The sequence below is a fragment of the Nocardioides zhouii genome (genome assembly GCF_004137345.1).
Classification (GTDB): Bacteria; Actinomycetota; Actinomycetes; order Propionibacteriales; family Nocardioidaceae; genus Nocardioides; species Nocardioides zhouii.
In genome coordinates this window covers 1-22,934 of record NZ_SDWV01000014.1, presented here as the reverse complement: position 1 = coordinate 22,934, position 22,934 = coordinate 1, and the positions used below count along the sequence as shown (strand labels likewise).

The 22,934-nt window shown below is 71.8% G+C and carries 21 protein-coding genes and 3 tRNA genes; 15 read left to right on the top strand and 9 right to left on the bottom strand.

The genetic code is table 11. From position 1 onward, the window contains the following. Positions 1-27 precede the first annotated feature (27 nt). The 3 genes from EUA94_RS14030 to EUA94_RS14020 all read right to left on the bottom strand — a co-directional run bounded on the left by EUA94_RS14030 (position 28) and on the right by EUA94_RS14020 (position 3,105). A complete protein-coding gene (locus tag EUA94_RS14030) occupies positions 28-1,374 on the bottom strand; it encodes a sensor histidine kinase (RefSeq protein ID WP_129427510.1) in 1,347 nt (448 codons plus the stop codon). Further along, positions 1,371-2,471 carry a cytochrome P450 gene (locus tag EUA94_RS22950; RefSeq protein ID WP_165356900.1) on the bottom strand — a complete coding sequence of 367 codons (1,101 nt, stop codon included), beginning with the start codon at positions 2,469-2,471 and terminating at the stop codon, positions 1,371-1,373. The genes EUA94_RS14030 and EUA94_RS22950 overlap by 4 nt, the downstream gene beginning before the upstream one ends. A gap of 241 nt (positions 2,472-2,712) precedes the next feature. Then, on the bottom strand, positions 2,713-3,105 hold the full coding sequence (locus EUA94_RS14020) for a response regulator (RefSeq protein WP_129427508.1): 393 nt from the start codon (positions 3,103-3,105) through the stop codon (positions 2,713-2,715). Between the two features lie 160 nt (positions 3,106-3,265). On the opposite strand from EUA94_RS14020, the gene EUA94_RS14015 reads away from it, so the two are divergent. The 3 genes from EUA94_RS14015 to EUA94_RS14005 all read left to right on the top strand — a co-directional run bounded on the left by EUA94_RS14015 (position 3,266) and on the right by EUA94_RS14005 (position 3,950). Continuing rightward, a tRNA-Glu gene (locus EUA94_RS14015) sits at positions 3,266-3,338 on the top strand. Between the two features lie 91 nt (positions 3,339-3,429). Next, a tRNA-Asp gene (locus tag EUA94_RS14010) sits at positions 3,430-3,506 on the top strand. A 90-nt stretch (positions 3,507-3,596) separates the two neighbouring features. Continuing rightward, entirely contained in the window at positions 3,597-3,950 is a 354-nt protein-coding gene (locus EUA94_RS14005) for a metallopeptidase family protein (RefSeq protein WP_129427507.1), read from the top strand. Between the two features lie 45 nt (positions 3,951-3,995). Here EUA94_RS14005 and EUA94_RS14000 read toward each other — a convergent pair whose 3' ends face one another. Genes EUA94_RS14000 through EUA94_RS13990 form a run of 3 tightly spaced genes read right to left on the bottom strand, consistent with a single transcriptional unit; the run spans position 3,996 to position 5,658 of the window. Then, positions 3,996-4,331, bottom strand: coding sequence for a fluoride efflux transporter FluC (locus EUA94_RS14000; protein ID WP_129427506.1), 336 nt, complete (start codon positions 4,329-4,331; stop codon positions 3,996-3,998). Then, positions 4,328-4,729, bottom strand: coding sequence for a FluC/FEX family fluoride channel (locus EUA94_RS13995; RefSeq protein WP_165356899.1), 402 nt, complete (start codon positions 4,727-4,729; stop codon positions 4,328-4,330). Before EUA94_RS13995 ends, EUA94_RS14000 begins: the two co-directional genes overlap by 4 nt. Continuing rightward, entirely contained in the window at positions 4,726-5,658 is a 933-nt protein-coding gene (locus tag EUA94_RS13990; RefSeq protein ID WP_129427504.1) for an ATP-binding protein, read from the bottom strand. Before EUA94_RS13990 ends, EUA94_RS13995 begins: the two co-directional genes overlap by 4 nt. A 217-nt stretch (positions 5,659-5,875) precedes the next feature. Here EUA94_RS13990 and EUA94_RS13985 point away from each other — a divergent pair, with 217 nt between their 5' ends. From EUA94_RS13985 to EUA94_RS13970, 4 genes are all read left to right on the top strand, one after another. Beyond that, positions 5,876-7,345, top strand: a complete 1,470-nt coding sequence (locus tag EUA94_RS13985) for an NAD(P)/FAD-dependent oxidoreductase (RefSeq protein WP_129427503.1) — start codon at positions 5,876-5,878, stop codon at positions 7,343-7,345. A 71-nt stretch (positions 7,346-7,416) separates the two neighbouring features. Continuing rightward, complete coding sequence (locus EUA94_RS13980) at positions 7,417-8,775, top strand: DUF4832 domain-containing protein (protein WP_129427502.1); 1,359 nt, start codon at positions 7,417-7,419, stop codon at positions 8,773-8,775. 84 nt (positions 8,776-8,859) lie between these two features. After that, complete coding sequence (locus EUA94_RS13975; RefSeq protein ID WP_129427501.1) at positions 8,860-9,882, top strand: NADPH:quinone reductase; 1,023 nt, start codon at positions 8,860-8,862, stop codon at positions 9,880-9,882. Positions 9,883-10,081: 199 nt separating this feature from the next. Then, positions 10,082-13,288 (top strand): DHA2 family efflux MFS transporter permease subunit, encoded by a 3,207-nt coding sequence (locus EUA94_RS13970; RefSeq protein WP_129427500.1) that lies wholly within the window; start codon positions 10,082-10,084, stop codon positions 13,286-13,288. Here the strand turns inward: EUA94_RS13970 and EUA94_RS13965 are convergent. Next, positions 13,260-13,335 (bottom strand) — tRNA-Lys (locus tag EUA94_RS13965). The genes EUA94_RS13970 and EUA94_RS13965 overlap by 29 nt on opposite strands. A 69-nt stretch (positions 13,336-13,404) precedes the next feature. Here EUA94_RS13965 and ddaH point away from each other — a divergent pair. After that, positions 13,405-14,187: a dimethylargininase gene (gene ddaH, locus EUA94_RS13960; protein ID WP_129427499.1), complete on the top strand. Its 783-nt coding sequence runs from the start codon at positions 13,405-13,407 to the stop codon at positions 14,185-14,187. Positions 14,188-14,203: 16 nt separating this feature from the next. On the opposite strand, the gene EUA94_RS13955 is transcribed toward ddaH, so the two are convergent. After that, entirely contained in the window at positions 14,204-15,718 is a 1,515-nt protein-coding gene (locus EUA94_RS13955) for a M81 family metallopeptidase (RefSeq protein WP_129427498.1), read from the bottom strand. A gap of 271 nt (positions 15,719-15,989) precedes the next feature. Here EUA94_RS13955 and EUA94_RS13950 point away from each other — a divergent pair, with 271 nt between their 5' ends. After that, the gene (locus EUA94_RS13950) at positions 15,990-16,193 is read left to right on the top strand and encodes a cold-shock protein (RefSeq protein WP_056598399.1); all 204 of its coding nucleotides are present in this window, start codon (positions 15,990-15,992) and stop codon (positions 16,191-16,193) included. A gap of 197 nt (positions 16,194-16,390) precedes the next feature. Continuing rightward, a complete protein-coding gene (locus EUA94_RS22160) occupies positions 16,391-16,561 on the top strand; it encodes a hypothetical protein (RefSeq protein ID WP_165356898.1) in 171 nt (56 codons plus the stop codon). A gap of 24 nt (positions 16,562-16,585) precedes the next feature. Here the strand turns inward: EUA94_RS22160 and EUA94_RS13945 are convergent, their stop codons facing one another. Then, positions 16,586-17,635, bottom strand: a complete 1,050-nt coding sequence (locus EUA94_RS13945; RefSeq protein WP_129427497.1) for a hypothetical protein — start codon at positions 17,633-17,635, stop codon at positions 16,586-16,588. 45 nt (positions 17,636-17,680) lie between these two features. On the opposite strand from EUA94_RS13945, the gene EUA94_RS13940 reads away from it, so the two are divergent. From EUA94_RS13940 to pstB, 5 genes are all read left to right on the top strand, one after another. After that, positions 17,681-18,559 (top strand): NUDIX hydrolase, encoded by an 879-nt coding sequence (locus EUA94_RS13940; RefSeq protein ID WP_129427496.1) that lies wholly within the window; start codon positions 17,681-17,683, stop codon positions 18,557-18,559. 204 nt (positions 18,560-18,763) lie between these two features. Next, a complete protein-coding gene (gene pstS / locus EUA94_RS13935) occupies positions 18,764-19,885 on the top strand; it encodes a phosphate ABC transporter substrate-binding protein PstS (RefSeq protein WP_207210556.1) in 1,122 nt (373 codons plus the stop codon). A 106-nt stretch (positions 19,886-19,991) separates the two neighbouring features. Continuing rightward, entirely contained in the window at positions 19,992-20,933 is a 942-nt protein-coding gene (pstC, locus tag EUA94_RS13930) for a phosphate ABC transporter permease subunit PstC (RefSeq protein WP_242494872.1), read from the top strand. Then, positions 20,930-22,018 carry a phosphate ABC transporter permease PstA gene (pstA, locus tag EUA94_RS13925; protein WP_129427495.1) on the top strand — a complete coding sequence of 363 codons (1,089 nt, stop codon included), beginning with the start codon at positions 20,930-20,932 and terminating at the stop codon, positions 22,016-22,018. Before pstC ends, pstA begins: the two co-directional genes overlap by 4 nt. Before the next feature lie 43 nt (positions 22,019-22,061). Then, on the top strand, positions 22,062-22,841 hold the full coding sequence (gene pstB, locus EUA94_RS13920) for a phosphate ABC transporter ATP-binding protein PstB (protein WP_129427494.1): 780 nt from the start codon (positions 22,062-22,064) through the stop codon (positions 22,839-22,841). Positions 22,842-22,934 lie beyond the last annotated feature (93 nt).

Genomic DNA, 22,934 nt, shown 5'->3' with positions numbered 1-22,934 from the left:
GAGCCCGTGGGTGCGGACGGAATCGGCTCAGGTGGCCGGGCCGGGGGCCGCGACGGTCTGCTGGGCGGGGAGCTCGAGCCAGAACGACGACCCCGTACCGACCGTGGAGATGCCGCGCACCGCACCTCCGTCGCGCTCGGCGATGGTGCGGCAGATGGAGAGCCCGAGGCCGGTGCCCTGGGTGCCGCGCGTCGCGAAACGTACGAACGGGTCGAAGGCGTGGGCGAGCTGGTCGGCATCGAGTCCCGGTCCGTCGTCGCGGACGATGATCCTCACCATCGGCTGGCCGCTCTCGCCGAGGAGACCACTCGCGGAGAGCCGGACCGTCCCGCCGTCGGCGCGGTGGTGGGTGATGGCGTTGCCGAGGAGGTTGGCGAGCACCTGGCGTACGCCGGACGCGTGCGCCCAGACGGTCAGCTCCGGGTCGACGTCGACGAAGATCTCCACGTGCGCGGCGAGTGCGGTCGCCCGGTGCCAGTGGACGACGTCCGCGAGCGCGTCGGCCACCCCCACGTCCTGGCGGGTGTCGTCGCTGGCCAGGGCGCGTCCCGCCCCGAGCAGGCTGTCGACCACGGCCACGAGCTGCTCGCTCGCGCGCAGGATCACCGGCCCGTCGCGCAGCAGCGCCTCCGCGACCGGTCCGTCAGGTGCCTGGGCCGCATCGTCGAGCAGGACCTCGGTGTAGCCCGTGATCGCGGCGAGGGGCGTACGCAGCTCGTGCCCGACTGCCGCGAAGAACTGCTGGTAGCCCTCCTGCGCCTCGGCGCCGGCGTCGATCGCCTCGGCGAGCGCGCGCCGGGACTGCTCGAGGGCGAGCCGCGCGGTGACGGCGGAGGTGAGCAGCCGGAGGTCGTCGACGAGCGTCTGCGGCCAGAGGCCGGCGCCGATGCTGGCCGCCGACAGGCTCCCGAACATCTCGCCACGAGCGCTGAACGAGGTGGCGGCCACGCTCCGGATGCCCACCGCGCCCAGCTCGGACCGGTCCTGGTCCGCCTCGGGCGGAAGCAGCTCACGGTCGACCAGCACGACGGTGCCCCTGCGACCGAACTGCGAGAGCCAGGGCATGCTCTGCGCGGCCTCTGCGCCCGCCCCGGGCGGGGGCAGCAGCGAGGTCGTGGACCACGGGCGCGACCACTCACGCACCCACGCTCGCCCGCCGAGGCGACGCCAGCCATCCTCGTCCTCGGGGCCGACCCGGGTCAGCGCCGCGACCACGATCTCCACGCGGCTGTCCGCCAGCAGGTGCGCCGCCATGTCACCGATGGCCTCGCCGACGCCGACCTCGCCTTGCATGATCCGTGCGGCCAAGGCGGCGGCCTCGCCGGAGACGGGGCCTCCCGCCGAGACGTCCTGCAGTGCAGGGTGCTCGATCACGGTGCCTCCCTCCTGCCAGCGACCGTGAAGCGGCACGGCTGCGGTGCGATGCCCCGACTCTGGTCGATGGAGACGTGTTCGCTCAAGGTGATTTGGTGTGCATTCACCCACGCGGCGAGCCGGGTGAGCTGGGCCAGCCCGAGGTTCCGGCCCGGGCAGGCGTGTGGACCCGCGCCGAAGGGCAGCCAGGCACCCGGCCGTTTCGTCGGGTCGCGCCACCGCTGGGGGTCGAAGTCCGCGAGCCCGTCGGGGTCCCCGGGCACCAGGTCGGGGCAGCGGCCGAGCAGCAGCGGGCTGACGAGCACGACCGCCCCCGCGGGCAGCGACTCGGCGCCGAGCGCGACCTCGCGGGTCGTCACCCGGGCGGTGACCCAGGTCGGCGGCGTCAGCCGGAGGGTCTCCCAGACCGCGTGGACGGGGTCGGCGACCGAGGTCGGGTGGACGGCGAGGAAGGCGAGCAGCCAGGCACCGGCGGCGATGGGGACCTGGATCCCGGCGGCGAGCATGGTGGCCACCTCGGCCGGGGTCGCAGCCAGGTCGTTGGTGGCCGCGAGGGCGTCCTCGAGGGCGAACCTCGCGTCGCGCTCCGAGCGGCGCACCCTGCTCCAGCGGCGCGGGGGTCGCGCCGCGGCAATCACGGGGGCCAGGGAGTCGATCCAGGCCAGCGACCGGTCGGCGAGGTCGTCGCGGCGCGCGACGGACAGCCCGGGGAGCACGGCGGCCACTGTCGACCTGGCCACGGGGCGTCGCAACAGCACCATGGCGTCGTACGCCTCGGCCGGGGCGCTGCGTACGTGGTCGGCGAGTGCGGCCCGCCACTCGTCGTCGAACACCGTGGTGCCGGTCGACACCTGGGCAGGCGTCAGCGCCGCGAAGGTGAGGTGACCGGACCGGGTGTCACCCGTGCTCCCGGACAGGTCGCCGCTCCGGCTGACGTCGCCCGGGAAGTCGTACGACCCGGGATCGGTCAGCACGCTGCGTGCGAGCGCCGGCGAGGCGGCCAGCCACGGCCCGTGCCGACCCAGGGGTACGGCGCCCGAGCGGGGCGCTGAGAGGACAGCGCCGAGCCGGCCGTCGGCCGACTCGACGCTGTCCATGTGCATCACGGTGGATGCCTCACGTCAGGTGAGTCATCCAGCCGGTGTCAGCGACGACCGGGCGCGGGACGCCACAGGTAGACGGCCTGCAGCTGGGTGCTCGTGCGCTTGGCCTCGATGCGGGTGCGGATGCGGTTCATCATGATTCTTCTCCAGGGGTTGGGTGTGAAGCACGCCCGGCTGGGCGCGCCACGACACCGCCCAGAGGCCGAACCCCCGAAAAAGCTGTCAGGGTCGGGAGTCAGGACTCCTGATCAGGCAGCGTCTCCGCAATCAGATCAGTCAATTGCTGGATGCGCAGCGGCTTCTGCATCACGGTTTCGACTCCGAGCTCCTGGAGGTCGGCCCTGTGCTCACCGGCCCACGCGCTGATGACGACGACCCGCATCGTGGCACCTACTTTGGGGTGGTCGCGCATCCACCGGACGACCTCCACGCCGTTCATCCGCGGCATCGTGAGGTCGAGGAGCATCACGTCGAAGGTCTCCTGCTGGAGCGCCTCGACCGCCTCGACACCGTCGTTGGCAGTCGTCACGAGGTGCCCTGCACGCTCCACGAGGCGGCGGAAGACGTCCCGGATGTCCTCGTTGTCATCGACAACGAGGAAGTGCAGCTGACGCGCCCCCGTAGTCACTGGCCAAGCCTAGTCAGCGCCACCCACACCCGGAGGCCTATCCCGCGATGCGTCCGGCGACGACCAGCCACACGGCCTGCATGCAGCGCGTTGGTTGGGAGCGCGACGGCCCCTGGCCCTATGCTGGTCGACGCTTGAGTGGGCCTGCCCAGGCAAGCTGGCCCCCATCGTCTAGCGGCCCAGGACCCCGCCCTTTCACGGCGGTAGCGCCGGTTCGAATCCGGTTGGGGGTACGACCGGGTCAGGGGCCGACGCCGATTGGTGGCGGCCGTTGACCATGGGTTAGAGTTCCACCCGCTTCACCAGTACGACCAGTTCCAACCTGGCCCCGTAGCGCAGTTGGTTAGCGCGCCGCCCTGTCACGGCGGAGGCCGCGGGTTCGAGTCCCGTCGGGGTCGCCAACGCATGCCGAACGGGGTGAGCCTCAGCTCACCCCGTTCGGCTTTTCTCATCTCCGGCCGGATTTCTTCCCTCTCCCTACGCTGGGTGCCATGCCGATCGACCTGGACCCGGCCGCGTTCGACGCGATGGTCGGGCGCGCCCTCGACGGCCTCCCCGACGACCTGGCGCGCCTGGTCGACAACGTGGTGGTCCTCGTCGAGGCGGAGGCGCCGGCGGACGACCCCGACCTGCTGGGGCTCTACGACGGGCTCGCCCTGACCGAGCGCCCGGCCAACCACAGCGGCATGCTGCCCGACCGGATCCTGCTCTTCCGGGGGCCGCTGCTCGACATGGCCGACACCGTGGACGACCTCGAGGAGGAGGTCCGGATCACCGTGGTCCACGAGGTCGCGCACCACTTCGGGCTCGACGACGCTCGGCTCCACGAGCTCGGCTGGGGCTAGCGCCGGACGTCGTGACGACTGTCAAGAATTTTGCCGACGGCTGGCCTAGCCCACGGCGCTGACGAGGCCCCAGCCCACGGCGCAGGCACCGACGGAGAGCACGGCCGTCGCCACGACGTACGCCGTCGCGGTGCGAGCGGGGCGCTCGACGGCCTGGACGGCGAACGACGAGAACGACGTGAAGGCACCGCAGAACCCGGTGCCGAGCAGCGCCCACCCGGCGTCGCCGAGCGCCATCGCCGCGAACGCGCCGAAGAGTCCGGAGCCCACGACGTTGACGAGCAGCATCCCGGTCGGGAAACGGCCGTCGAGGGCGCGAGCGATGACGTAGCGCAGCGGTGCCCCCACAACCGCTCCGAGGGCGACGAGGACGGCGGTCACGTCTGCGACTCCGGCGGGGCCGCCCCACGCGCGAGGTGCTGGCCGAGTGCCGCCGCGACGAGTCCGGCAGCCAGGGTGGCGACGAGGCAGAGCCCGGCCAGTCCCGTGTGGCCGTCGTCCGCGAGCGCCCGGACCTGGCCGGCCCACGCCGACACCGTGGTGAAGCCGCCCAGCACGCCGGGGCCGAGGGCGAGCGCCACCTGGGGCGAGCGGCGTACGACGGTGAGCGCGGGCAGCAGCCCCAGCGCGAAGGCGCCGACGACGTTGATGCCCAGCGTCGGCCACGGGAAGAGCGAGTCGGGCGCAGCGGTGTCGACCGCCAGGCGGAGCAGGGCGCCGAGGGCGCCGCCCGCCGCCACGACGAGGAGGTCGGTGGCGCGCAGCGGGCGCGCGGTCACCCGACCTGGCTGGCGGAGGACGCGCTGGCGCCGGACGGACCTGACCACGGCTGGGCCGTGGCCCCGCCGAGCTGGTGGACCAGCTCGCCGAGGAGCCAGTTCTGCAGGGAGCGCTGTGCGGGCGTGCGCGCGAGCGACAGCAGGCGCTCGGCGCGGCAGAAGGCGTCGGCGACGTCGAACATCTCGGTCATCGTCACGAAGATCGGGCTGGCCTCGGGCATCATCGAGAAGGTCAGGTCGACCCGCCGCAGCCCACCGGTCTCGGCCGCGCGCACCTGGTCGCCGAACGTCGCGGGGAACTGCCGCTCGAAGTTGGCGAACATCGAGGTGAGGTCGCCGGCCAGCGGGTAGTCGGACTGGTGGGACAGCGAGAGCAGCCGGAGCTCACGACGGAGCTCGTGGTACTGCCGGGCCAGGGAGGAGTAGAGCGGCACCTCGAGGGCGAGGAGGCGCACCTCGACGGCGTCGTCGTTGATGGGCTCGGGGCCGGGCTGGTCGTGGGAGTCGATCACCCACTCGGCGCCACCCTCGTCGCTCATCTGTGCGGCCGGCTCGAACCAGACGATCTTGCTGTCGGCCTCGATCGTCGCGCCCCAGGCGACCGCGCACTGGGCCACCATGGCGAGACCGCGCCCGAAGGTCAGGAGGAGGTCGAGGTTGTCACCGACGAGCGGCGCCGGTGGCACGGGCGGGCTGGTCGAGCCGTCGATGACCTCGATGCGCGGGTGGCTCGCGGTGCCGCGGACCCGCACCCGGAAGGGCGCGCTCGCGTGCAGGACGGCGTTGGCCACCAGCTCGGACACGCCCAGCTCGGCGCACTCGACGAGGTCGGGTCGCTCGAGCCGGTGGCAGACGTCGCTGACCCAGCGCCGGGCATCGGCCGCGGCGCGCGGCGATGACGCCAGGGTCAACTCGGAGCTCAGCGGCACTGGGACTCATTTCGAGGGGGTGGGCAGTCCAGTGGGGCGATGGTTACCCGCGATCGGGGCGGTTCAAACCTCGACATCACCCTAGTTTCTCGCGACTCCGGGTAGCGGATGTGAGCAACCAGACGCGCCCGGCGTTTCGTCCTCCCGGTCGGCGCGGGAGGACAATGTTTCTACAGCGCCACCACGAGCACTCGCACCTCGACTCCAGGAGCTATCGATGACCACGACGCAGACGCCGCGACACAAGGTCGTCGTGATCGGTTCAGGCTTCGGCGGGCTCTTCGGCACCAAGGCCCTGCGCCGTGCCGACGTCGACGTGACAGTGATCGCGAAGACCACCCATCACCTCTTCCAGCCGCTGCTCTACCAGGTCGCGACGGGCATCCTGTCGGAGGGCGAGATCGCCCCGCCGACCCGCGAGATCCTCAGCAGCCAGGACAACGCCCGGGTGATCCTCGGCGAGGTCAACGCCATCGACCTCACCGCCAAGACGGTCACCTCGCAGGTGCTGGGCCGCGACACCGTGACGTCGTACGACTCGCTGCTGGTTGCCGCCGGCGCGAGCCAGTCCTACTTCGGCAACGACCACTTCGCCGAGTTCGCGCCGGGCATGAAGAGCATCGACGACGCCCTCGAGCTGCGCGGCCGGATCTTCGGCGCCTTCGAGATGGCCGAGCTGGGGGCGACCCGCGGCGACGACGTCGACCACCACTTGACGTTCGTGGTGGTGGGCGCCGGCCCGACCGGTGTCGAGATGGCCGGCCAGATCGCGGAGCTCGCGCACCGCACCCTCAACAAGGACTTCCGGGCTATCAACACCCGTACGGCGCGGGTGTTGCTGATCGACGCCGCCGCCCAGGTGCTGCCGCCCTTCGGTGCCAAGCTCGGCGAGAAGACCAAGTCCGAGCTCGAGAAGCTCGGGGTCGAGGTCATGCTCGGCGCGATGGTCACCGACGTCGACGAGCGCGGCCTCGAGGTGAAGTTCAAGGACGGTCGGTCCGAGCGGATCTCCTCGGTCACCAAGATCTGGGCCGCAGGCGTGCAGGCGAACCCGCTCGGCAAGACGCTGTCGGAGCAGACCGGTGCCCCGCTCGACCGGGCCGGCCGCATCGCGGTGAACCCCGACCTCACGCTGCCCGGCCACCCCGAGGTCTTCGTCGTCGGCGACATGATCGCCCTCGACAACCTCCCGGGCGTCGCGCAGGTCGCCATCCAGGGCGCGAAGTACGCCGCCAAGGAGATCAGGAACCGGCTCGAGGACAAGCAGCCGCAGGAGCCGTTCAAGTACTTCGACAAGGGCTCGATGGCGATCATCAGCCGGTTCCGCGCGGTCGCGATGGTCGGCAGGTTCCGGCTCACCGGCATCGTCGCGTGGCTGATGTGGCTCGGCGTGCACCTCGTCTACCTCACCGGGTTCAAGAATCAGGTGTCGGCCCTGATGCGGTGGGCGATCACGTTCATCAGCAACAACCGCTCCGAGCGCACCACGACCGAGCAGCAGATCTTCGCCCGCGCCGCGCTCGCCCGGCTGCGCCGCGGTGCCGCCGACCTGGTGTCCGACCCCGGCATCTACGACGCCACGCGGGCGATGATGCAGGAGACCCGCCGGCAGGAGCTCGAGGCGGTCGCCGAGCGCGAGGCCGAGCTCACCGACTCCGGTGCGCGCGGCGTACCCGAGCGCGCCTGACCGTACGCTCGGCTTGACGGATCCTTCGGTAATCCTGCGGGGATCCTGGGGTCTCGCGCACACTGGCGGGCGTGCGAGCACGAGGCCTGGGACGGACGACCTCGCTGACGCGCGCCGTCGTGGCCCTCGTCGGGATCGCGGGCCTCACCGCGGCGCTCGTCGCGACGCCGTCGACCGCGCAGACAGGCCCGGGCAAGCGGTCCGAGCGCACGTACGCCCTCGCCGCGCTGCCCGCGGGCGCCGACCTCCCGAACCCGCTGCGCGGGCAGTACCGCTGGCTCGGAGCCGAGCCCACGCCGTCGACGGTGACCTCGAACGACGTCTACTACCGCGACCAGGTCTACTGGGGCCGGATCGAGCCGGCCGACGGCCAGTGGGACTTCACCTGGCTCGACGCGGGGCTCGCCGAGGCCGGTGAGCGCGGCGGCAAGTTCGGCTTCCGCGTCATGGCCTACTGCCCCGGCTGCTGGATGAACTACCGGGCCGACCGCCCGGCGGTGACGCCGCCGTTCGTCCCACGCCAGCCGGGCACCGACATCCCTGACTGGAACTCCACCGGGTTCCAGGGCCAGTGGCGCGAGCTGATGGCCGAGCTCGGTCGGCGCTACGGCGACGACCCGCGGCTGGGCTACGTCGACGTCGGCGGCTACGGCAGCTACGGCGAGTGGCACGTCGACGCCGGTGAGCGGGTCTCCGACGCCAACGGGCTCGCCATCGTCGATGCCGTCGCCTCGGCCTTCCCGAACAAGCACCTCCTGATCAACACCATGACCCCGGTGGAGTTCACCCTGAAGGCGCTCGCCGCCCACCCCCAGCTCGGTATGCGCACCGACGGCCTCGGCTGCCCCGACATGTACTCCATGCTCGCGGTCGACGAGAGGCTCCAGTCGTTCTGGCGCACCCGGCCGTTCTTCTCGGAGTGGTGTACGCAGGCCGATCCCGTCCTCGGGGCGAAGCAGGTCCGCCAGTTCCACGTGTCCACGCTGTCGTCCGGCAACATGCCGTGGACGCACGACGCGCTGACGCCACATCAGCGCTCGGCGTACGCCACGGCGCTCGCCACCGCCGGGTACCGGATCCGGCTCCGGTCGCTGACCCTGCCCCGCTCGATCGCCGCGGGCGACCGCATCACCGTGCGGACGGCGTGGGTCAACCAGGGCAGTGCGCCGACGTACGACCGCTGGGACGTGCGGCTCACGTTCGCGCGGTCGGGCAGGACGGTCAGCGCGGCGCTCGGCCAGCAGCTCGACGGGCTCGTCGCCTCCTCGCGGCGCACCACGAAGGTCTCCGTCCCGCGGCTGTCGCCGGGGAGGTACGACGTCCTCGTCAGCGTCGTCGACCCGACCGGCTACTCGCAGCCGATGCACCTCGCCAATGCCGGACGCACGGCGTCGGGCGCCTACCGCGTCGGGTCGGTCAGGGTCCGCTGACCGGTCGGGTCGCCCCCGGTCCGGCATAGTCGGGCGCCTCCGTGTGTTGACGTCGGCACACGATCCCCGACGGAAGAAGACGTGATGCGTGCAGTGGTCTACACCGAGAGCGGCGACTCCTCGGTCCTCGAGCTGGTCGAGCGGGACGCGGCCGAGCCCGGTCCGGGCGAGGTCCGCGTGCGGATCGTCCGCGCGGGGGTCAACCCGACGGACTGGAAGTTCCGCGCCGGCGGGATGGGCGAGCTCGCCTTCCCCGAGATTGTGCCCGGCCAGGACGGCTCCGGGGTCGTCGACGCCGTCGGGCCCGACGTCGCCGGTCTCGCGGTCGGCGACCGGGTCTGGACGATGCTGGCGCAGCACACCCGCCCCGGCGGCACCGCGCAGGAGCTCGTCGTCCTGCCGCTGGCCAACGTCGCCGCGCTGCCCGACGCGGCGTCGTACGACGTCGGCGCCTCCCTCGGCGTGCCCGCCGTCACCGCGCACCGGGCCCTGACCACCTCCGAGGACGGCCCGGACCGGCTCGCTCCCGGAGCCCTGTCCGACATGACGGTGCTCGTCGCCGGCGGGGCCGGCGCAGTGGGCAACGCCGCCATCCAGCTTGCCCGCTGGGCCGGCGCCACAGTGATCACCACGGTGAGCGGACCCGAGAAGGGCGAGCTCGCGCGGGCCGCCGGCGCGCACCACGTCGTGAACTATCGCGAGGTGGACGCAGCCACCGCCATCCGCGACCTCGCCCCGGACGGGGTCGACCTCGTCGTCGAGGTGGCACCCGCGCAGAACCTGCGGCTCGACGTCGGGGTCATCAAGCCCCGCGGGACGATCGCGATCTATGCCAACAACGGTGGCGACGAGCTGACCCTCAGCGTCCGCGAGACCTTCTCCACCAACGCGCGCTTCCAGTGGGTGCTGCTCTACACCGTCGGGCACGCGGCGCTGCGCGCGGCGGCCGAGGACATCACGACGGCGGTCGCCGACGGCGGGTTCGGGGTCGGCGACGAGCACGGCCTGCCGCTCCACCACTACCCGCTCGAGCGGACCGCCGACGCGCACGCCGCGGTCGAGAGCGGTGCCGTCGGCAAGGTGCTCCTCGAGGTCGCCGACGCCTGAGGCCCTTGCTCCTCCGACTGCTCCTCCGACGCCACGGGCCGGGCGGGGAGTGGTTGAAAGGTCGTCCACATTCGCAGTCCGTGTCGGTGCAGGTCAAGGAACTGCTGACGCGGACTAGCCACGCGTCCGACCTCCGTTGTGCGGCATCGGCACCCAGGTCCAGACTGCCCGGGCGGCATCGGAGCAGTGGAGGGTGAACATGTCATCGGACGGTGGCGCGCGGGTGCCCGCATCGAGGGTGCTGCTCGTTGCGTCGTCGGGCGCCTTCCTGGCCTTCCTCGACGCGACGATCGTCAACGTCGCCTTCCCCTCGATCATCGAGTCGTTCCCCGGGACCTCCATCGGTGGGCTGTCGTGGGTCCTCAACGCCTACAACATCGTCTTCGCGGCGTTCCTCATCGTCTGCGGGCGACTGACCGACCTGCTCGGCCGGCGGCGCGCGTTCGTGGGCGGCGTGGTGCTCTTCACCGCCGCCTCGGTCCTGTGCGGCGCCGCTCCGTCCGTCGAGCTGCTGATCGCCGCGCGCGTGCTCCAGGCGCTGGGCGCCGCCCTGGTCGTGCCGTCCTCGCTCGCCCTGGTGGTGGAGGCGTTCCCCGAGGACCGTCGCGCCCACGCGATCGGGCTGTGGGGCGCGGCCGCCGCCGTCGCCGCCGGACTCGGCCCGCCGCTGGGCGGCGCGCTCGTCGAGCTGGGCGGCTGGCGCTGGGCCTTCTGGGTGAACCTGCCCTTCGGGGTCGCGGCCGTCTGGGCCGCCCGGCGCCTGCTCGTCGAGAGCCGCGCGCCCGGCCGACGTACGCTCCCGGACCTGCGTGGTGCGGCGCTGCTGGTCGCCTGCCTCGGCGCGCTCAACCTCGCCATCGTCAAGGGCAGCGACTGGGGATGGGCCAGCGGCGGAGTCGTCGGCGCCTTCGGTGCGACCGCGTTGCTCCTGGCCCTGTTCGTGGTCAGCTCGCGCGCGCACCGCTCGCCACTCCTCGACCCCGCACTGCTGCGGATCCCGTCCTTCAGCATCGCCTCCGCCGCGACGATCCTGGCGGGCTTCGGGTTCTACGCCTACCTGCTGACCAACATCCTGTGGCTGCAGTACGTCTGGGGCTACGACGTCCTCCGCGCGGGCCTCGCGCTCGTGCCCGGCGCCCTCGTGGCCGCCGTCGTCGCCGCGCGGCTGGGTCCGCTCGCGGACCGCCTCGGCTACCGCGTGATCGTGGTCCCGGGTGCCCTCGTGTGGGCGGGCGCCTACCTCTGGTACCACCAGCAGGTCGGGCTCGAGCCGGCGTTCTGGACGCAGTGGTTCCCCGGCCAGGTGCTCAGCGGCATCGGCGTGGGAGCGACGCTGCCGCTGCTGGGCAGCGCCGCGCTGGCCGCAGTGCCGGGCGGTCGGTACGCCACCGCCTCGGCCGTGGTCTCGAGCGCCCGCCAGCTGGGCGGGGTGCTCGGCATCGCGGTGCTGGTCGTCGTGCTCGGCGACCCCACGCCCGCCACGGCGGTCGAGGCGTTCCACGACGGCTGGGCACTCTCGATCGCCGCCTTCGTGCTGGTCGCCCTGGTCGCCGTGCCGCTGGGACGGCTGGCGAAGGTGGTCGAGACCGACGCCGGGGACGACGGCTCCCCGGCGCGCGTGCTGCCGCCGGTGCCTGTCTCCGGAGGCGCGGTGGTGCCCGCAGGTGCGAGCCACGACGCGGCCGACCTCTCCGACGTACCCATGCTGTCGGCGCTGTCCGTCGAGGCACGCCGCCGCCTCGAGGCGGCGTCCCGGCTGGTCAAGGTGCCGGCCGGCAGCTGGTTGATGCAGGCGGGCGACCCGCCCGGCGCGGCGTACGTCGTCCGCACCGGTCGGCTGGAGGTGGAGATCGACGGGCGACTGGTGCGCGAGCTCGGCCCGAGCGACGTGCTGGGCGAGATGGCGCTGCTCACCGGCGAGGCGCGATCGGCGTCAGTGCGCGCCCGTCGCGACACCACGGTCCTGGAGCTGCCCCGGGCCGCCTTCGACGAGCTGCTCGGCAAGGACCCCGTGGCGTCGCGCGTCGTGCTCACCCAGGTCGCCCAGCGGCTGCGCACCGTCGGTGCCTCCGCGGGACGCCCGCGACCGGTCCAGCCGACGGTCGTCGCCATCGTCGGGCTGCACCCCGGCGTGGGCCTGGACGAGCTCGCCGCCGCCCTGGTGCGACGGCTGTCGCTGCACTGCTCGGTGGCGGCACCCGGACAGGTCGGCGCCGAGGCCCTCGACCGGGCCGAGCGGACCCACGACCGGGTCGTGCTCGTGGCCGGCGCCGACGACGGCCCGGCGGGTGCCGAGTGGCGCGACTTCTGCCTGCGCCAGGCCGACGCCGTCGTCCTCGTGGGAAGCGGGGACCTGCCTGTGCCCGAGGCGCCGATCGTCCCGGCGCCGCTGCGCCAGCCGGACGTCGTGCTCCGCGGGTCGGCTGTCCCGCCCCAAGCAAGAGCGGCGTGGTCGGCCGCGACCGACGCCTGGCAGGTCACCGTGGTGGGCGCGGACCTGGACGGCGACGTACGCGCCCTGGCCGACCGGCTGGCCGGGCGATCCCTCGGCCTCGTGCTCGCGGGAGGCGGCGCCCGGGCCTTCGCCCACGTGGGCGTGCTGCGCGAGCTGGAGGACGCGGGCCTGCACGTCGACCGGGTCGCCGGCAGCAGCGTGGGCGCGATCCTCGCCGCCCTCCATGCGAGCGGGCTGGACGGCGAGGCGCTCGAGGAGCTCTGCTACGCCGAGTTCGTACGCCGTCGCCCGTTCAGCGACTGGCGGCTGCCCACCCACTCGATGGCCAGGGGCCGCCGGATGGAGGACGCCATGGACCGGGCCTTCGGCGACGAGGTGCTGGAGGGCCTGCCGCGCCAGCTCCACGCCGCCAGCACCGACATGGTCACCCGCACCCGCTACGTCCACCGGCGCGGCAGTGTGGCGGCCGCGATCCGGGCGTCTGCCGGGCTGCCGGTCCTGTTCGCCCCGGTCCCCGACGACGAGGGTCGGTTGCTCATCGACGGTGGGGTCCTCGACAACCTCCCCGTGGACCTGCTGACCGAGCGCGACGAGGGACCGGTCGTCGCGGTCAACATCTCGATGGGTGGCAGCGGAGGTGGCGGCTCGGCACGACCCACCCGCCCGCGCGTCCCCGCGCTGGGCGAGACGCTGCTGCGCACCATGATGATCGGCAGCGGAGGCGCCGTCGCGGCCGCTCGGGCGGAAGGTGCGTGGGTCGTCACGCCGGCCACGCTGGGCGTCGGGCTGCTCGAGTTCCACCAGTTCGACCGGATGGTCAGCGCCGGCCGCGCCGCCGCCCGGGCACTCCTCGACGAGGCGGACGGTGCGCTCGACCTGACGCGGCCTGCCACGGCCTCGCCGGTTGTCGGCGAACCGACGCTGGTAGGCCTCCAGGGACTCGAACCCTGAACGAACAGATTAAAAGTCTGCTGCTCTGCCAATTGAGCTAGAGGCCCGCCCGGCGCGGGGTTCCACGCCGGTGGCGATCATCTCAGACGGGGTGCGTCCTCTTGTACGTTCGCCCCATGGACACCCGTCACGCCCTGGTCCGACCGCCGTCCTCACGGATGGGCGAGGGCCTCGTCACGCACATCGAGCGCAGCGACGACGTGGACTACGGCCTGGCCGTGCGCCAGTGGCAGGCGTACGTCGACGCGCTGCACGCGGCGGGGTGGACGACCACTGAGGTCGAGGCCGCCGACGAGCTGCCCGACTCGGTCTTCGTCGAGGACGCGATGGTGGTCTACGGCGACCTCGCCGTCATCGCCCGCCCCGGCGCCGACGAGCGGCGTGCCGAGACCGAGGCGGCCGAGGTCGCTGTGCGGGCTCGCGGCTACCGCATCGCCCACATCGAGGCGCCCGGCACGCTCGACGGCGGCGACGTGCTCAAGCACGACGGTCGGGTCTGGGTCGGCCTGGGCGGCCGGACCAACGAGGCGGGCGTCGAGCAGCTGCGTGCGCACCTCGCGCCCCTCGGCGCCGACGTGATCGGCGTACCGGTCCGCAAGGTGCTGCACCTCAAGTCCGCCGTCACCGCACTGCCGGACGGGACCGTGGTCGGGCACGGGCCGCTCGTGGACGACCCCGACGTCTGGGCGGGTCACTTCCTCGACGTGCCGGAGGAGTCGGGCGCGCACGTCGTGGTGCTCGACGCCGGCACCGTCCTGATGGCGTCGTCGGCACCGGCGTCCGCCGCGCTCTTCCGCGAGCGAGGGCTCGACGTGGTCACGGTCGACATCTCCGAGTTCGAGAAGATGGAGGGCTGCGTGACCTGCCTGTCCGTACGCCTCCGGGGCGTCCCGAGGTGATGGCCTCGCCGACCGCTCAGCCCGCGGTGTCACCGGGGAACAGCACCGCGCCCGCGACCGGGTCGACCGACGTGACGTCGTCGAGCGGGAACATCGGCCGCTGGATGCGGGTGTGGCCGAGGCGCGCGAGGTCCTGGTCCACGCCGCCCGGCGTCAGCGCCAGCATCCAGTCGGCGGCGAGGCCGAACAGCTCCGGCTCGAGGTAGCCGATCTTCACGACCACGATGTCGGCGCGACGCGGGTCCAGCCCGAGCCGGGTGAAGTCCGCCTCGAGGTGGTACGGCCGGCGGCGCCGGGTCAGCACCACGTCCACCGTCGGCGTGCGTACGACGACCTCGAGGTTGTCCTCGCTCGGGACCACCGCCACGATCGAGCCCGACACCTCCACGGGCGGAGCGTGCCGGTCGTCGACGCGCGCCCCCAGCTGCAGGCGTACGTCGGCTCCGACGCCCGCCTCGGCCGCGGCCAGCGCGCCCATCGCGTCGGGGATCGAGGCGTAGATCGCGCGCTTCCCGCTCGCGGCCAGCTCGTCGCTCGCCAGCAGCCGGGCGAGGGTCCAGGTGACGTCGCCAGCACCGCCCGCCGTCGGGTTGTCCCCGGAGTCGGAGATGACGTACGGCGCCACCGGCGAGGCGACCGCAGCGGCGAGCACCTCGTCGAACGTCCCGGTCGGCGCGACGAACCCGAACTCCGCGCGCCGCTCCCACAGCTCGCCGGCCAGCGTCGTCGCCGACGACATCGCGAGGTCGGCGTCGTCGCCCACGACCATCACGACCGCGCAGCTGCGCGGCTCGTCGGCCCACGGGTAGCCGATCCAGATGCCCGCGTCGAGGATCCCGTCGAGCGCCTCGATCTCGGGCACCCGGGCGTACAGGCTGCTCGCGGGCTCCTGCCGCGTGCTGGTCATCTCGCCGGGGAGCAGGATCGGGACCGGCACCCACGCCTTCGCCGGTCGTCGCCGACCCGGCGGCAGGGCCAGTCGATCCACGAGGTTGCGGGCGGCCCGCTCCTTGGTCTCGCGCCAGTCCACGTGGGGTGCGGTGCGGTAGGTGGTCAGCAGGTCGACCGTCTCGGCGAGCGTCCGCGACACGTTGCCGTGCAGGTCCATGCCGCTGCTGATGAGGCAGCCTGCGCCGACCACCGCTCGTACGGCGACGGCGAGGTCACCCTCCATGTCGTCGAGGCCGAACACGCCCGCGGCGCCGTGGATGTCGAGGACCAGCCCGTCGAGCGGGGCCTCGGCGACGTGCGCGACGAGTCCCGCGAGGATCTCCGCCTTGAGCTGGCCGTAGTCCTCGGCGGGGATGGCGCCGCCCGCGATGCTGCGCGCCTGCAGCACGCCGATCCACTCGGCCCGGTCGGCCAGCGAGCCGCCCTCGCTCCAGAAGTCCCAGGCGTCGAGGACCTCGCGGCCGCGGCGGGGCGCCAGCATCGCGGCCGTCGTGAGGGCCGGCGAGAAGGTGGAGGCCTCCAGGCTGATGCCGCAGACGGCCACGCGCGGACGTGTCGGCCGGGGTGAGGAGGAGGTCACCGGACGATCGTGTCAGGGCGCCGTCGGCGGGACCATTCGTGCGCTGTTCATGAACAGGTGGTGCTCGGACGATGACGTCACGCCATTTCTTGGTAGAGTTCGACGTGCAACAGGTGCAAGTTCCAGCAGGTAGACGCCCGCGGAGTTTGTGATCCAACGGCGTTTCTTCTTCGGGCCTTCCAGCTTGTGAGTCGGGACGACGTGTCACCGCACTTGGTGCGGAGCCGTCGCAGTGATGGCTTCTCGTTCCGATAACAGGAGTACCGAGCACATGGCTCAAGGCACCGTGAAGTGGTTCAACGCCGAGAAGGGTTTCGGCTTCATTGCGCAGGAGGACGGCGGCGACGACGTCTTCGTGCACTACTCGGCCATCCAGTCCAACGGCTACAAGTCGCTGGATGAGAACCAGAAGGTCGAGTTCGACGTCACCCAGGGCCCCAAGGGCCCGCAGGCGGAGAACGTCCGTCCGCTCTGATCTGCTGACGCTGGACCTGTTCCAGATCTGATCACGACCCGGCTCCATCCCCCTCGGGGGGTGGGGCCGGTGTCGTTCCACCGTGACACTTGACTCGTTCGGGCCATGTTCGACGGCCCGCCCGGTCGGAGAGAATGGCACCCAACACTTGGATCCGGCGCCTAGAGTCGGATGATCCACGCAGGAGGGAGGGCGACGTGCACGACCAGTTCGACGTGACCCTCGAGGACGGTGACCTGCTCAACGAGGTCGAGCTCACGACCACGCTCATCATCGCGGCGAGCGAGTCGGAGGAGCATCTCTCCCAGGAGGAGATCGACACGCTGCTCGGGGTCGTCCCGAAGCCGCCCGAGCCGCGCCGCGCCTGAACCGCGCCCAGCCGCACCCGTCGCTCAGCAGGTCGCGAAGAGCACCGGACCGCTCGTCAGGTCCGAGAGGACGTACGTCCCCTCCTCGGGTCGCAGCTCGAGGGTGATCTCGCGACCCCGCGAGCCGGCGCCCTCCACCGAGAACCGGTCGCCGAAGTCGCCGCCCTGGCCGGGAGCCGGACCGGCCGCGAGCTGGGCACGCGCGTCGGCGTCGCCCGGGGCGTTGTCGGCGTCCTCCACCTGCAGGAGCGCCCGCAGGTCGCCGCCGGCCAGCCTGCCCATCGCGAACCCGGTGAGCGGGTGCACCCCGCCGGCGGCCGTCACGAGCTGGTCGGCCTCGGCGCGCGCGTCGTCGTCGGCCTGGGCCATCGCGAGGTGCTCGCACGCGTACGCGCCGTCGTACACCGCTGCCGCGAGCGGCTCCACGAGTCCCGCGGACAGGTCGGCCAGGTCGTCGGCGGCGTCGTCCCCACCGTCGACGACCTCCATGACCTGCTCGAGGTAGGGCGCCTGGTCGGAGGTGAGGACGAGGTGGCGGTCGGGCAGCAGGACGAAGTGCTGGAGCTCCGGCGTCAGCGCCGAGCCGACCCCGGTCAGGACGTCCGGCCCGCCGACCCAGATCCCGTCCTCCTCGTCCGGCTCGGCCCAGCCCAGCGCGGCGAGCCGCTCGGCGAGGTCGTCGTAGGACAGGTCGTCGGCGACGCCGAACACCTCGACCGCGCCGTCGCCCGACTGGGCCAGCAGCTCCCAGCGCAGCGTCGCGGGGGAGAGCCCGAGCTGCTCCTGCATGGTCCCGGCGGAGGTGCCGAGGGCCGACATCGCGGACAGGTCGGCAGCGAATGCCTCGGCCATGAACGTGTCCACCTCCTCGGCGGACGAGTCCGCGTCGACTCCTGCGTCGAGCTCGCGGCGTACGCCCTCCCAGTCGGTCCACGAGGCCCGGCTCGTCTCCGCCGGCACGAGGGACAGGGCGCCGGCGAGCTCCGGCTCGGGTGACAGCAGTCGCCACGTCACCAGCCCGGCGGCGAGCACCGCGACGACTGCCGCGAGGGCGATGACGGCACGACGCGGCACGGACGGTCTCCTTGCAGACAGGCGAGTGGATGTGAGACTACGTCCATGCCCAACGGGGACCTCCGCGACGTGCGTGCTGCCGGTGCCGTGGTGACGCGCAAGGGCGGCCGCAAGGAGTGGGAGGTGCTGCTCGTGCACCGGCCCAAGTACGACGACTGGTCCTTCCCGAAGGGCAAGCTCGACCCCGGTGAGCACGAGGTCACGGCCGCGGTGCGCGAGGTGGCGGAGGAGACCGGACTCGACGTCCGTCTCGGGCCGGCGCTCGCCCCGCAGCGCTACCGGATGTCCAGCGGCCGCTGGAAGCACGTCGACTACTGGACCGCCAAGGTGGTGGGCAGCGACGACATCAGCGGCTACCGGCCCAACGAGGAGATCGACGTCGTCGAGTGGCTGCCGTGGGAGGCGGCGATGACGCGACTGACCTATCCCCACGACCGCGACACCCTCGCCGAGGCGCGCCCGCTGCGACGACGTACGCACGCCCTCCTCGTGCTCCGGCACGGCAGGGCGCGCTCGCGCGGCGCCTGGCGCAAGGACGACCGGCTGCGGCCACTGCTGCGGCTCGGCGAGGTCCAGGCCGAACGGTTGGTCCCGCTCCTGGCTGCGTTCGACGTGACGTCGGCGCACACCTCCTCCAGCGTGCGGTGCCTGCAGACCGTGCGGCCCTACGTCGACACGACCGGTTGGCCGACCAGGGTGTACGACGAGCTGAGCGAGGAGCACGCGACGGCCGAGGGGGTCGTCGAAATCGTCGACGCCCTGCTCCACGGCACCGCGAGCGCCCTCCTGTGCACGCACCGCCCCGTGCTGGCGACCGTGGTCGACGCGCTCGGACTGCCCGACGTCGAGCTCGAGCCGGGCGCGATGCTCGTGGTGCACCACCGCAAGGGCCGCATCGTGGCCACCGAGGTACGACGACCCTGACGGCACGCTCCTAGGCCCGCGACCGACTCCGCGTCAAGGGCGACAAGGTGATTTCATGTGATCGTCGTCTCACGCACCGCGGGGCGACGCCATCCGGTCCGGTCGAGTTCATCCCTCGTTCACCGACGGCGCCGTGCTCGTTCTCCTGACGTGCCTAGCGTCCGTGATGTCAGCAATCACCAGACTTCATCAGGAGCAACCGAAGTGAATCGCACTTCTTCCCGCAAGCTGCTCGCCCCCAGCGTGGCGATGCTTGCCCTCTCGATCTCCCTCACCGCCTGTGGCGCCGGCAACGAGACCGCCGCCGACAGTGGCGACGACAGCTCCAGCGAGACCTCGGGCCTGTCCGGCGACCTCAACGGCGCCGGCGCCTCCTCGCAGGAGAAGGCCCAGGGCGCCTGGGCGACCGGCTTCCAGGGCATGAACGACGGCAACGTGACCGTCAACTACGACCCCGTCGGTTCCGGCGACGGTCGCACCAACTTCATCGAGGGCGGCGTGAGCTTCGCCGGCTCCGACTCCTACCTCAACGACGACGAGGGCGAGCTCAGCGCGGCCAAGGAGCGGTGCAACGGCGAGGACCCGATCGAGGTCCCCGCCTACGTCTCGCCCATCGCGGTGGCCTTCAACCTCGAGGGTGTCGACTCGCTCAACATGTCGGCCGACACGATCGCGCAGATCTTCGACGGCAAGATCACCACGTGGGACGACCCGGCCATCGCCGAGGAGAACCCCGACGCCGACCTCCCCGACACGGCCATCACGCCGGTCCACCGCTCGGACGACTCGGGCACGACCAAGAACTTCACCGACTACCTCGGCAAGGCCAGCGGTTCCTGGTCCTACGAGGCAGAGGACGCCTTCCCGGTCAAGGGTGGCGAGGCTGCCGAGGGCACCTCGGGCGTCATCTCCGCCGTCTCCGGTGGCGACGGCACGATCGGCTACGCCGACGAGAGCCAGGTCGGCGACCTCTCCGTCGTCTCGGTCAAGGTCGGCGAGGAGTACGTCGCCCCGTCCGCCGAGGGCGCTGCCGTGGTCGTCGAGACCTCGCCGGCCGCCGAGGGTCGCGCCGACGTCGACATGGCTGTCGACATCGACCGCACCAGCACCGAGGCCGGCGCCTACCCGGTCGTCCTGCTGAGCTACCTCATCGCCTGCCAGACCTACGAGGACCAGGCCGAGGCCGACCTCGTGAAGGGCTACCTCTCCTACATCGTGTCCGACGAGGGCCAGCAGGCCGCCTCGGAGGAGGCCGGCTCCGCGCCGCTCTCGGCCACGGTCGCCGAGAAGGCCCAGGGCATCGTCGACATGATCTCGGCCGGCTGATCCACTAGGTCCGGGGCATGCTTCCCCGACCGTCCAGCACCGCGTGCGGCGGACCGAGAACTCGGTCCGCCGCACCGGCGCATGAACCGACTGAATGAGGTAGCACGTGGCAACCACTGTCGTTGCTGAGGAGACCGCCCGGGCGAAGCCCCGGGTGGGTGACCTGGTCTTCTCCCGGCTCGCGATGGGAGCCGGGATCGCGATCCTGGCGGCGCTCGCGGCCGTCTTCATCTTCCTGGCGATCGAGGGCGTGCCCGGCCTCGCCAAGCCTGCCGAGTTCTACGGGGACGCGAGCAACTTCTGGGGCTACGTCGCGCCGCTCCTGTTCGGCACCATCCTGGCTGCGGTCATCGCCCTGATCGTTGCCGTGCCGCTCGCGTGGGGGATCGCGCTCGTGGTCAGCCACTACGCACCCAAGCGCGTCGCCACCCCGATCGCGTACGTCATCGACCTGCTCGCCGCGGTGCCGTCGGTGGTCTTCGGGCTCTGGGGCATCACGGTCCTCGCGCGCCAGCTGCAGCCGGGCTACGTCTGGCTCGACGAGAACATGGGCTGGCTGCCCTTCTTCGCGGGGCCTGCGTCGGGCACCGGCCGCACCATCCTCACTGCAGGACTCGTGCTCGCCATCATGATCCTCCCGATCATCACCGCGATCTCGCGCGAGGTGTTCTCGCAGACACCACGGCTGCACGAGGAGGCCGCACTCGCCCTCGGCGCCACGCGCTGGGAGATGATCCGGATGGCCGTCTTCCCGTACGCCCGCTCCGGCATGGTGTCCGCGGTGATGCTCGGTCTGGGTCGCGCGCTCGGCGAGACGATGGCGGTCGCCATGGTCCTCTCGGCCGGCGGCGGGATCTCGCTCAACCTGATCTCGAGCAGCAACCCCGCTTCGATCGCGTCCAACATCGCCTCCAACTACAAGGAGGGCACGCCCGGCAAGATCCAGGTGCTCATCGCCACCGGGCTCGTCCTGTTCCTGGTCACCTTCCTGGTCAACTTTGCCGCCCGCTGGATCGTCCAGCGCGGCGAGAGGAGGCTCGCGCGATGAGCACCGTCACTCCGACGCGACCCGTCACCGGGTCGCTGTCGCTCACCGCGGCCAAGCTCCCGCGCTTCGCGCCCGTCCTGGTGGCGGTCGTTGCCGCTGCCGCTGCCGCCCTGCCGGTGCTGTTCCTCGGCTGGGGTCCGATCGCCTGGGCGATCCTCGCCGGCCTCGTCTTCCTCGTCGCGCTGCCCCTGTGGGCGCGTGTCGTCGAGGGCTCGCGCGGTGCGACAGACCGCATGGTCACCGGGCTCGTCTGGGCCGCCTGCGCGATTGCGATCGTCCCGCTGCTCTCGCTGCTCTGGACGGTCGTCGACCGCGGGCTGCCCGCGATCAACACGACGTTCCTCACGTTCTCCATGTACCGCACCGACCTCGACCAGGAGGTCGGGATCTACCACGCCCTGATCGGCACCCTGCTGATCACGCTGTTCGCGGCGATCATCTCGGTGCCGATCGGCATCATGGCCGCGATCTACCTCATCGAGTACGGGAAGGGCAGCCGCCTGGCACGGTGGATCACCTTCCTCGTCGACGTGATGACCGGCATCCCCTCGATCGTCGCCGGCCTGTTCGCGTTCGCGCTCTTCATCCTCGTCTTCGGGCCCTCGACCCGCGTCGGGATCGGCGGCTCGGTGGCGCTGGCGCTGCTGATGATCCCGATCGTGGTGCGCTCGACCGAGGAGATGCTGCGGCTCGTGCCCGACGAGCTGCGGGAGGCATCGTACGCCCTCGGGGTGCCGAAGTGGCGCACGATCGTCAAGGTCGTGCTGCCGACCGCACTCGGCGGCATCGTCACCGGCGTCACGCTCGCGGTCGCGCGCGTGGTCGGCGAGACCGCGCCGCTGCTGCTGATCGCCGGTCTGACCTCGCGGACGAACTTCAACGTCTTCGACGGTCGCATGACGACGCTGCCGGTACTGATCTTCACCCAGAACGCCAACCCCGGCATCGCCGAGACCCCCGGTGGCACGCCGCCCGGCATCGAGATCGCGTGGGGCGGAGCGCTGGTGCTGATCGTCATCGTGATGCTGCTCAACCTCGTGGCGCGCACCATCGGTGCGATCTTCGCCCCCAAGACCGGTCACTGAGCCCGACCCCCGAAGTCCCGGAAGACAAGAGAGACTCACCCCCATGGCCAAGAGCATCACCGTCGACGACCTCGACATCTACTACGGCGACTTCAAGGCCGTCGAAGGCGTCAGCATGACCGTCAAGGCGCGGTCGGTCACCGCCTTCATCGGTCCGTCCGGCTGCGGCAAGTCCACCTTCCTGCGCTCCCTCAACCGCATGCACGAGGTCATCCCCGGTGCCCGCGTGGAGGGCAAGGTGATGGTCGACGGGCAGTCGCTGTATGACAGCGCCGTCGACCCCGTCGCCGTCCGCCGCCAGATCGGCATGGTCTTCCAGCGGCCGAACCCGTTCCCGACGATGTCGATCTACGACAACGTCCTGGCCGGCAACAAGCTCAACGCCAAGAAGATGAAGAAGGCCGAGGCCGACGAGATCGTCGAGCGCTCCCTGAAGGGCGCCAACCTGTGGACCGAGGTCAAGGACCGCCTCGGCAAGCCCGGCATGGGTCTCTCCGGCGGCCAGCAGCAGCGCCTCTGCATCGCCCGCGCGATCGCCGTCGAGCCCCAGGTCCTGCTGATGGACGAGCCCTGCTCGGCCCTCGACCCGATCTCGACCTCGGCGATCGAGGACCTCATCCACGAGCTGAAGTCCGAGTACACGATCGTCATCGTCACCCACAACATGCAGCAGGCCGCCCGCGTCTCCGACGAGACCGGCTTCTTCAACCTCAAGGCCGCCGGCGAGCCCGGCCACCTCGTCGAGTTCAACTCGACCCAGAAGATGTTCGCCAACCCCGACAACGAGGCCACCGAGGCCTACATCTCCGGCCGCTTCGGCTGAGTCCTGCTGTCGCCCTGGGACTGTGGATTTAACGGTGTTTCCGGCCTGACGCGCTGACGAGTGTCAGCGGGGAAGGTGCCGTGATGACCACGA

Bases quoted from the DNA above. Each gene is read 5' to 3' on its own strand.
- pstB (WP_129427494.1), top strand. From the start codon at position 22,062: ATGGCCAAGAGCATCACCGTCGACGACCTCGACATCTACTACGGCGAC.
- EUA94_RS13975 (WP_129427501.1), top strand. From the start codon at position 8,860: ATGCGTGCAGTGGTCTACACCGAGAGCGGCGACTCCTCGGTCCTCGAG.
- EUA94_RS14005 (WP_129427507.1), top strand. From the start codon at position 3,597: ATGCCGATCGACCTGGACCCGGCCGCGTTCGACGCGATGGTCGGGCGC.
- ddaH (WP_129427499.1), top strand. From the start codon at position 13,405: ATGGACACCCGTCACGCCCTGGTCCGACCGCCGTCCTCACGGATGGGC.
- EUA94_RS13950 (WP_056598399.1), top strand. From the start codon at position 15,990: ATGGCTCAAGGCACCGTGAAGTGGTTCAACGCCGAGAAGGGTTTCGGC.
- EUA94_RS13940 (WP_129427496.1), top strand. From the start codon at position 17,681: ATGCCCAACGGGGACCTCCGCGACGTGCGTGCTGCCGGTGCCGTGGTG.
- pstA (WP_129427495.1), top strand. From the start codon at position 20,930: ATGAGCACCGTCACTCCGACGCGACCCGTCACCGGGTCGCTGTCGCTC.
- EUA94_RS13970 (WP_129427500.1), top strand. From the start codon at position 10,082: ATGTCATCGGACGGTGGCGCGCGGGTGCCCGCATCGAGGGTGCTGCTC.
- EUA94_RS22950 (WP_165356900.1), bottom strand. From the start codon at position 2,471: ATGGACAGCGTCGAGTCGGCCGACGGCCGGCTCGGCGCTGTCCTCTCA.
- EUA94_RS13985 (WP_129427503.1), top strand. From the start codon at position 5,876: ATGACCACGACGCAGACGCCGCGACACAAGGTCGTCGTGATCGGTTCA.